Source organism: Candidatus Roizmanbacteria bacterium CG_4_9_14_0_2_um_filter_38_17, from assembly GCA_002788855.1.
Classification (GTDB): Bacteria; Patescibacteriota; Microgenomatia.
On the sequence record PFSB01000011.1, the window covers coordinates 32334 to 40048 of the forward strand.

Annotated in this window: 7 protein-coding genes; 1 reads left to right on the forward strand and 6 read right to left on the reverse strand. The window is 39.7% G+C overall.

Annotated elements, in window-relative coordinates; genetic code table 11:
- The first annotated feature begins 94 nt into the window (after positions 1-94).
- Complete coding sequence (locus CO050_02565) at positions 95-2134, forward strand: heavy metal translocating P-type ATPase (protein ID PJC31670.1); 2040 nt, start codon at positions 95-97, stop codon at positions 2132-2134.
- A gap of 24 nt (positions 2135-2158) precedes the next feature.
- Here CO050_02565 and CO050_02570 read toward each other — a convergent pair whose 3' ends face one another.
- The 6 genes from CO050_02570 to CO050_02595 are packed head-to-tail and all read right to left on the reverse strand — an operon-like array spanning position 2159 to position 7331.
- On the reverse strand, positions 2159-3007 hold the full coding sequence (locus CO050_02570) for a hypothetical protein (GenBank protein ID PJC31671.1): 849 nt from the start codon (positions 3005-3007) through the stop codon (positions 2159-2161).
- A complete protein-coding gene (locus tag CO050_02575) occupies positions 3008-3751 on the reverse strand; it encodes a hypothetical protein (GenBank protein ID PJC31672.1) in 744 nt (247 codons plus the stop codon).
- Entirely contained in the window at positions 3751-4296 is a 546-nt protein-coding gene (locus CO050_02580; protein PJC31673.1) for a hypothetical protein, read from the reverse strand. Before CO050_02580 ends, CO050_02575 begins: the two co-directional genes overlap by 1 nt.
- Before the next feature lie 4 nt (positions 4297-4300).
- Positions 4301-5260: a hypothetical protein gene (locus CO050_02585; GenBank protein ID PJC31674.1), complete on the reverse strand. Its 960-nt coding sequence runs from the start codon at positions 5258-5260 to the stop codon at positions 4301-4303.
- Positions 5261-5302: 42 nt separating this feature from the next.
- Positions 5303-6664: a hypothetical protein gene (locus tag CO050_02590; GenBank protein ID PJC31675.1), complete on the reverse strand. Its 1362-nt coding sequence runs from the start codon at positions 6662-6664 to the stop codon at positions 5303-5305.
- A complete protein-coding gene (locus CO050_02595) occupies positions 6654-7331 on the reverse strand; it encodes a DNA-binding response regulator (GenBank protein ID PJC31676.1) in 678 nt (225 codons plus the stop codon). Before CO050_02595 ends, CO050_02590 begins: the two co-directional genes overlap by 11 nt.
- Positions 7332-7715 lie beyond the last annotated feature (384 nt).

A 7715-nucleotide genomic window follows, 5' to 3' on the forward strand; every position in this document is an offset into this window, starting at 1 on the left:
ATTATTCTTGGAGGGCCCTTAAGTTTTAATTAAGGGCTCTATAGACTAACTTCTTTTCATCGCACCTTTATCTGTTTTGTGGTTAAATAGAAATATGGCAAATACCAAGGATTACTACACTTGCACCATGCACCCTGAGATTAGACAGGACAAACCTGGAAAGTGTCCCAAATGTGGCGGAATGGACTTAGTTAAAAAAAGCGATCTTGATTCCGGACACATAGAGCACGATCATGCTTCCTCAATGGCCACACCCGAAGCCGCCGCCGATTTTCTAAAACGCTTTTTTATAGTCACGGCTCTGCTTGTACCACTGGCAATATTTTCTAAGCCTGCAATTGAATTTCTTGGTGTTCCAGATTTTGCTTTTAGACCTTTCCTTGAATTTGGCATTGCTTCGATAATATTTTATTTTGGTCTAATATTTTTCCAACACGCCAAAATGGAAATCCAGATGAAGCAGTATGGCATGATGACCCTAGTCTCCCTAGGGGTAGGAGCTGGCTACTTATTTTCCGTACTTTCCACATTCCTACCAGCACTTGATGTTGAGTTTTACCTTGAAATCTCTACCTTAATCTGGGTCTTATTATTTGGCCACTTTTTGGAAGCTAAGTCATCATCCGCTGCAGGAGACGCCCTAAAAGAAGTTGCAAAATTATTACCAAAACAAGCCCACTTAAAAGTAGGCAATGATGTAAGAGAAGTTGATGTTGAGTCACTAAAAGAAGGAGATATTGTTCTCGTTAAAGCTGGCGAAAAGTTGCCCGCCGATGGAGAAATTATTACAGGTAGTGGAAACTTTAATGAATCCCATTTAACCGGGGAGTCTAAACCAATCAAGAAAAGTGTCGGCGACGCAGTCATTGCTGGCGCAATTAATATCGATGGATCAGTAGAGGTAAAGCTAACAAGAGTGGGGGAGTCTTCCACCATAGGACAGATCCAGGCCTTAATAGCAACAGCCAAAAAAACCAAGCCATCTGTCCAGAAGCTAGCAGATAAGGCTGCACGCTGGTTAACATTTTCAGCCCTGACTGTTTCAATCCTAGCTCTCTTTATATGGTCAGTTATTATTGGAACTCCATTTGTATTTGCGGCAACTCTTGCAATCACCGTTTTGGTTATTGCTTGCCCTCATGCCTTGGGTCTTGCCATTCCCACTGTTTCTACCATTGCAACACGCCTTGCCGTTAGTAATGGTGTATTCATTAAAGATATGGCCAAGATTGAAGTAGTCAAAGACGCAGACTATATTGTTCTAGACAAGACAGGTACCCTTACAAAAGGAGAGTTTGGCGTAACAGAAGTTAAGGCTAAAGGAGTAAGTAGTCAACAGCTAATGAGTATCGCTGCAAGCTTAGAATCTCATTCAACACACGTTATTGGCCAATCAATAGTTAAGTATGCCAAAAATAAGGGCATTAAACTACAGAAAGTTGAAGGTGTAAAAAATCTTGCTGGACGAGGAATTGAAGGGATAATAAATGGCAAAAAATACTTTATTGGTAAACATAACTCAATCTTGGTAGCAGTAGTCTGGGATAAGATAGTACTGGGAGAAATATTGCTGGCTGATGAATTAAGAAAAGAGTCCAAACAAACGATTAAAGAGCTACATGGACTCGGTCTAAAGGTAGCAATGTTAACAGGAGACTCCAAACAGGCTGCAGATCCCATTGCCAAAAAACTGGGAATAGATACAGTTTTTGCAGAGGTTTTACCAAAGGATAAGTATAAGTATATTAAAAGTCTACAAAGCGAAGGAAATATCGTAATCATGGCAGGGGATGGAGTGAACGATGCACCAGCTCTAACCCAGGCTAATGTAGGAGTAGCCATTGGAGCAGGAACTGATGTGGCTGTGGAAGCAGGGGATATTGTCTTAACCCAGAGTAACCCTCAACATATAGTTCGCTTAGTGGTCTTGTCTCGCAAAGTATATTCTAAGATGGTACAGAACCTCTGGTGGGCACTAGGCTATAACATACTAGCCATTCCAGCAGCAGCCGGCCTCTTTATCCCTTTTGGTTTCAGACTTACCCCAGCAGTAGGAGCACTATTAATGAGCATGTCCTCAGTAGTAGTGGTTGTAAATGCCTTAACTTTGCGAAAAGCTAAGCTTGTAGTATAAAGAATGAAACAAATTATAAATCAGTTACCTATTTTTCTTTCCCATGTATCTAATAAATTTATATAGTAGCCATATGGCAACCACTACAAATACTATATCCAGCCCTGGTATTCTTTGAACAACCGATGTAACAAATAAAGCTACAGATTGAATCATGTCTGTAACGCCTTCTTCGCTTCTCTCCATAGCAAGTTTTCCTGAAAGAGAGAGAAATATTGTAAGCAATCCAATTCCTACAAACATAACAAAAGATACTAAGTTAGAAACAGTAATCATATGTACTTTACCCATAAAACTTACTTCTCTAAATGGCTTTCTTAAAATGGGACTTTCCAAGATATTACGTTTATCTATAAATAGACTTGCTAGATAAAGAGGTGTTACCATTCCTAGAACATAAAAGAATCCCACTAGGAGCGATTGGACAACCGTTGGACTTAGTGTAGATAAGGTAATAACTCCTATTAAGACAGGAGCACAGCAGGCGCTAGTGATGCCCGAAATAATTCCAAGTATATAAGTTGAAAGAGGATCGTCAGCCTGTTTGGTTTGTTTGAATTTTGGCATTGGCAGTTTTAGACCTAGGAGTGTTAAAAATCCAAGAATAACTAAGAATAGGCCACCGATAACATATGTCTTATCGTGAAGATTAAAGAACATCAGACTTAACGTTTTTGCCCCCAAAACCACTGGCAGCATGACAGTAAATATTCCCAGAGAATAAATAAAGGTCATTAGTACAACGCGCTTTTTCTCCTTAAAGATATTGGCAAAATAGGCTGGGAGAAGAAATGTAATACAACAGGGTGCAAATAGAGCTACCATCCCAGCAATAAAGGAAGCCAACAAAGAAAGCTGGAATAGCGTATCCATTTAAGATTTCTTAATAACAGTTGCAGTTATGTTAGACTCAAGCCTAGGGAAGTTGGGATTATCTGTTTCGATGTAAATAGTCCTAGTCAAGTCTCCTAAGTCTGTATCATTTTTGTGTACGGCAGGATCAAATGAAACATTAACTACCGTGCTCTCATAGGCTCCTAAATCCTCATTTTCAACGCTTGCACTTGTACAGCCGCACGAAGTAGAGACTCTAGTGATTTTAACAGGTAGGGGAGTATAGTTGGTTAGGGTGAAACTTGTGGTTGCTACATCTCCATAAATTACAGTTCCCAATGCCTGTTGCAAAGGCCACAAAGAAACTGAAACTTGCTGCTCTTTATAAGCATCTGTTCCTCCATCAAGGTCATAGACATTAGTATATCCTAATTCAACAATCTCGGCAGATGCTTGAGCGCTCATACTACCAGAACGGCAATAGACCAATATAGGTGTGGATTTGTCCTCAGGTAGTTTATCTCTGTTTTCACCAATCTGATCATAGGAAATGAAAGCATCAGTGCCGGGAATGTGTGTCTGCTCTGGCGTATGTACATCCAGCAGATATGCAGTTTTATCCTCAGCAAGTTCTGCAAACTTCCCAGAAGATACAAGTTGAACCTTAACACCATCTTGTTCCATTGCGACTTGCTTACTGCTTTTTGGCTGTTGGCCTAGATACCAAATACCACCAAGTCCAAGTATTACCGCAATTCCTATAATAACTGTTTTTTTATTCATTATCTTTTAACCACGTTTGCCGTTAGTTGAAACGATAGGGTAGGGTTATTCTCGTCATTTGTTTCCAGAGTTACGGTACGGCTGATAGCCCCAACACCGCTAGGTCCATGAAAAGCTGGATCAAACTCAACTATAAGCTCGGCAATTTCACCGGGACTTACTTCAAATACGTCAGAGCTTTTTGTATGCATACCATATCTTTCAGACGACTCGTCACCTACTTTTAATTGAGCAGTTGTACACATACAAGACGTGTTTACATTATATAACTTAAGAGGCGAGCTTCCCTTATTCTCAATTGCAAATGATTTAGACACTTTCCCTCCATCAATATCTATCTCTCCCCAGTCATGAGTATCATTCAAAACAGCTAACTCCACTTGGCTATCCACGGTAACTGGTGTAGTTGCCCCACCCGCCTTTAATCCAAAGAAGATTACACCTACGAGTAGAAGCGCTGTGGCAACAACTATTCCAATCACAAATGGATCCATTCCTTTTTTTGTATTCTTAGTATTTTTATCGTTACAGCAGTCTTTAGTCATATTATTATGCTCCGCAACCACCACCACCAAGCTCCGGCTTGGGCAAGCTTTCAATTAGTTGTTTGGTCTGTTGATACCCCTGTGCACTGGAGTACTCTGCGCTAAGAGCTAGCTCTGGATCTACACTAGCCCAATCAGTTCCTTGCTCTTCAAAGTATGTGGCTAGATCAATGTATGTCTGGGGAAACCAGAAGGAGTTTACCTTTAGAGCAACACTGTACATTTCAATTTCAGTTGCGCCATTTTTTGCCATTAGCTCTAAAAGTCCCAACATTGCCATTCCGTGATTGCAGTCAGGAAAGTGGGTAGAGTTACCACAGCAAGGCCTAAATATACCTAAAGATACCTTATCCACCAAAGCCTGTTGTTTCGCATCTAAAACTATATAAGAATGCATACTGTAATGATCAATTCCTGCGCCCTTAGCCAACGACCAGCCACCAGTCGAGGCAAAGTTACCGGCACCATCATACTGTTCGTCTGTCATTTCTCCGTTGTCTAAGATATCATTTTTATTAGCGAGTCCAAATGCCCACAATAAATCTAAAAGATACCGGCTGTTTTTCTCATTTAGAACAATCGGAGAATCCATATTTCCCGTCAACATCTGCTCCTCGTTTGTTGTCAAACCACCTTCAAACAAAGCTCTAAACTTTGCCTCATCAATCACTCCATCACTAATCATCTGTTTACCAAAATCTCCCCAGGCAACTGGAAGCGTCACACCCTCTTCTGGTAATACAACTTTTGAGATTGAGTCAATATCTATATCTATATTATCGGGTTCAGCAACTATCCGTGTGTCTAACCACTTTGGCGTAATAGAAATTTCAAAAACTTGAGTCAAAACCAAAATTGCCAGTAATATAATCGAGAAGCCTTTCCAAAAACTAGTGTCAGCTATAAGTTTCCTAAATTTACTAATTACTTTTTTCTTGCTTGCACGAAGAACTTTAATAGTCATAATAAGAGATTAACAGAGCAAAGATGAAAAGAAGATGAAACATTAGGAGAACGTAATTAAAACAGTTGTTCCTTTATTAAGTGTGGATTTTATAGTTAATTTTCCACCTAAAGACAAAATTGCAGAATGTGAAATAGCCAAACCTAGTCCCGAGCCTGGACTTTTTATATTGGATCCTCGAAAGAAACGTGCTAATGCCTGTGCTTGGTCGTTCCTTCCAATACCAATGCCTGTGTCTTTGATCGCAATTGCAATGCGACCGGATCGCTTAGTTAAACTTAGGATAATTTTCCCCTTAGTTTTATTATATGAAACTGCGTTATATACAATGTTACCCAAAGCGCGTTTTAGAAGTTTCTTATCCGCTAAGAGGTTTACATTTTCTTGTATATTGCCTAATACTGCTATTTCTTTGCTCTCTCCTAAAGCTTCTGCAAGCTCAGACAGATCGGTCATTATTGTACTAAGCGAAACATGCTCCATTTTTAGGTGACTGCTTTCAATTTGAGACAGAAATAACAGATCCTGAATTGTTTCATTTGCCGTATCTATTACTTTAAGAATCTCAAGGTGAGCCAAATCTCTAGTCTTTATATTCTCAACTTGAGAACGTATCACAGCCAAAGGTGTCTTTAATGTATGCGCAGCATCTGCAAAAAATTCTCTTTCATTTTTAAATATCTGCTCAAGCTTTCCGAGCATCACATTTAAAGCATCTTGAATAATCTTTAGCTCCTTTGTTGGTGAAGATATGCTAATTCTTCGGGATAGAGAAGTGGTGCCAGTAACTTCTTTTGCTTGTGCAGCTATACTCTCCAATGGAGACAGCTGTTTTTTTATAAATTTGTAACCAAGATATGTAATTGGCAAAACAATAAAGATAATAACTCCAAAAATAATACCCAGCACCCTATAAAAGGTAGCATGAAGAATTTGAGTAGAGTAGCCTACCGCAACAATTCCTTTTCCACTTTTCACCTGGACAGGCATTGCCGCAAAACGAATATTTCCTTCCGTAAAATGCACTAGTTTTTCTTCATTTAATTTTGTTGTAGCCAGGATTTTTTGCAGCTGGTGTTCAGTTGATAAAGCCACATCCACGCTGTTAGTTTCAAGTTCTGCAGCTCCATCAGGTGACAGCACAACAACTGTCATTCCTTGGCCACTGACCAAATTCTTAATAAGGTTATCTCGCTCATTGCCACGATAATTTTGCACAATAGACCTAGCTTCATTAACACCGATTAACACATGATGATCGATCTGGCGCTCAAGTGTTATCCAAAACAACAAGCTTAAAGCTATAGAAAAAAGCAGAAAAATAACTCCGGATGATACCAAATACCATAAGGCTAATCTCCCTTTAAGTGTGCTGGTAATCTTAATAAGTAGCTTATTTTTCATTATTACCTAATATATATCCTTTGCCGCGGATGGTTTTTATGAGCTTACTCTTTGTATATTTTTCCAGTTTTCGCCTTAGATTTCGAATATATACATCAACTACATTAGAAAATGTTTCAAAATCACTTCCCCAGATATGTTCCATGAGCATCGTGCGAGTTATTACCTGTCCGCTGTGAGTACCCAGATACTCCAAAACAGCAAACTCCTTGGCGGTTAGGTCAAGCTGTTTTTCATTTATTATTGCCACGTGTTCAGCGGGCTTAATAGTTAAACTACCAACACGTATAACTGGTAGGGGATTATTACTGCTTCGCCGTATGACAGCGCGAATCCTAGCAATTAACTCGGCAGAATCAACAGGCTTAGGAATATAGTCATCAGCTCCTAGATTTAAGCCTTTTACCTTATCCTCCAGTTGACCACGGGCTGTAACAATTATTGTAGGTGCTTTGTTTCCTTCTTTTCGTAGTTTTGTAAGAAGATCAAATCCAGTTCCATCTGGTAAATTAATATCCAAGACCAAGCAGTCATATTCATTAACTTCTGCCTCAACTAACCCAGTTTCTTTGGTAATTGCAACATCCACCGCAAATCCTTCCTTCTGCAAAATATCTCTAAGGTTTTTGGCAAGTGTCTTATCATCTTCAACTATTAACACCTTCATCTCACCCCCATTCTACACCAACAGTCCTAAGTAAGGCTTAGCCTTACAATAACCCCGCAAATAAGGCCCAAAAAAACTCACTCTTATTCTTCATTGACGTAATTATTAAAGGCTGGACCTTTAATAAGACCGCATTCAAGCCCCAAATCCACTAGGTTATGTAGAAGGTAGAAACAGGGGAATAAATTTTGCATCTGGAGCAAATATCCTCATCAGAGGAACAGTAAATAATATAGGAGGCGGAGAAGTGCACAGGGCGTGGGCAATTGCCCCATTTATAGCAGCTGGATGCGCAGCCATTGGTTCGTACATAGCAGTAGACGAACTCCTGAAACACCACCCACAAGTTCTAGAAACGATCGCAACCCCCTAGGAACAATTTGT

Coding starts and splice junctions, on each gene's coding strand:
- CO050_02580 (PJC31673.1), bottom strand. CDS start 4,296: ATGACTAAAGACTGCTGTAACGATAAAAATACTAAGAATACAAAAAAA.
- CO050_02595 (PJC31676.1), bottom strand. CDS start 7,331: ATGAAGGTGTTAATAGTTGAAGATGATAAGACACTTGCCAAAAACCTT.
- CO050_02565 (PJC31670.1), top strand. CDS start 95: ATGGCAAATACCAAGGATTACTACACTTGCACCATGCACCCTGAGATT.
- CO050_02570 (PJC31671.1), bottom strand. CDS start 3,007: ATGGATACGCTATTCCAGCTTTCTTTGTTGGCTTCCTTTATTGCTGGG.
- CO050_02590 (PJC31675.1), bottom strand. CDS start 6,664: ATGAAAAATAAGCTACTTATTAAGATTACCAGCACACTTAAAGGGAGA.
- CO050_02585 (PJC31674.1), bottom strand. CDS start 5,260: ATGACTATTAAAGTTCTTCGTGCAAGCAAGAAAAAAGTAATTAGTAAA.
- CO050_02575 (PJC31672.1), bottom strand. CDS start 3,751: ATGAATAAAAAAACAGTTATTATAGGAATTGCGGTAATACTTGGACTT.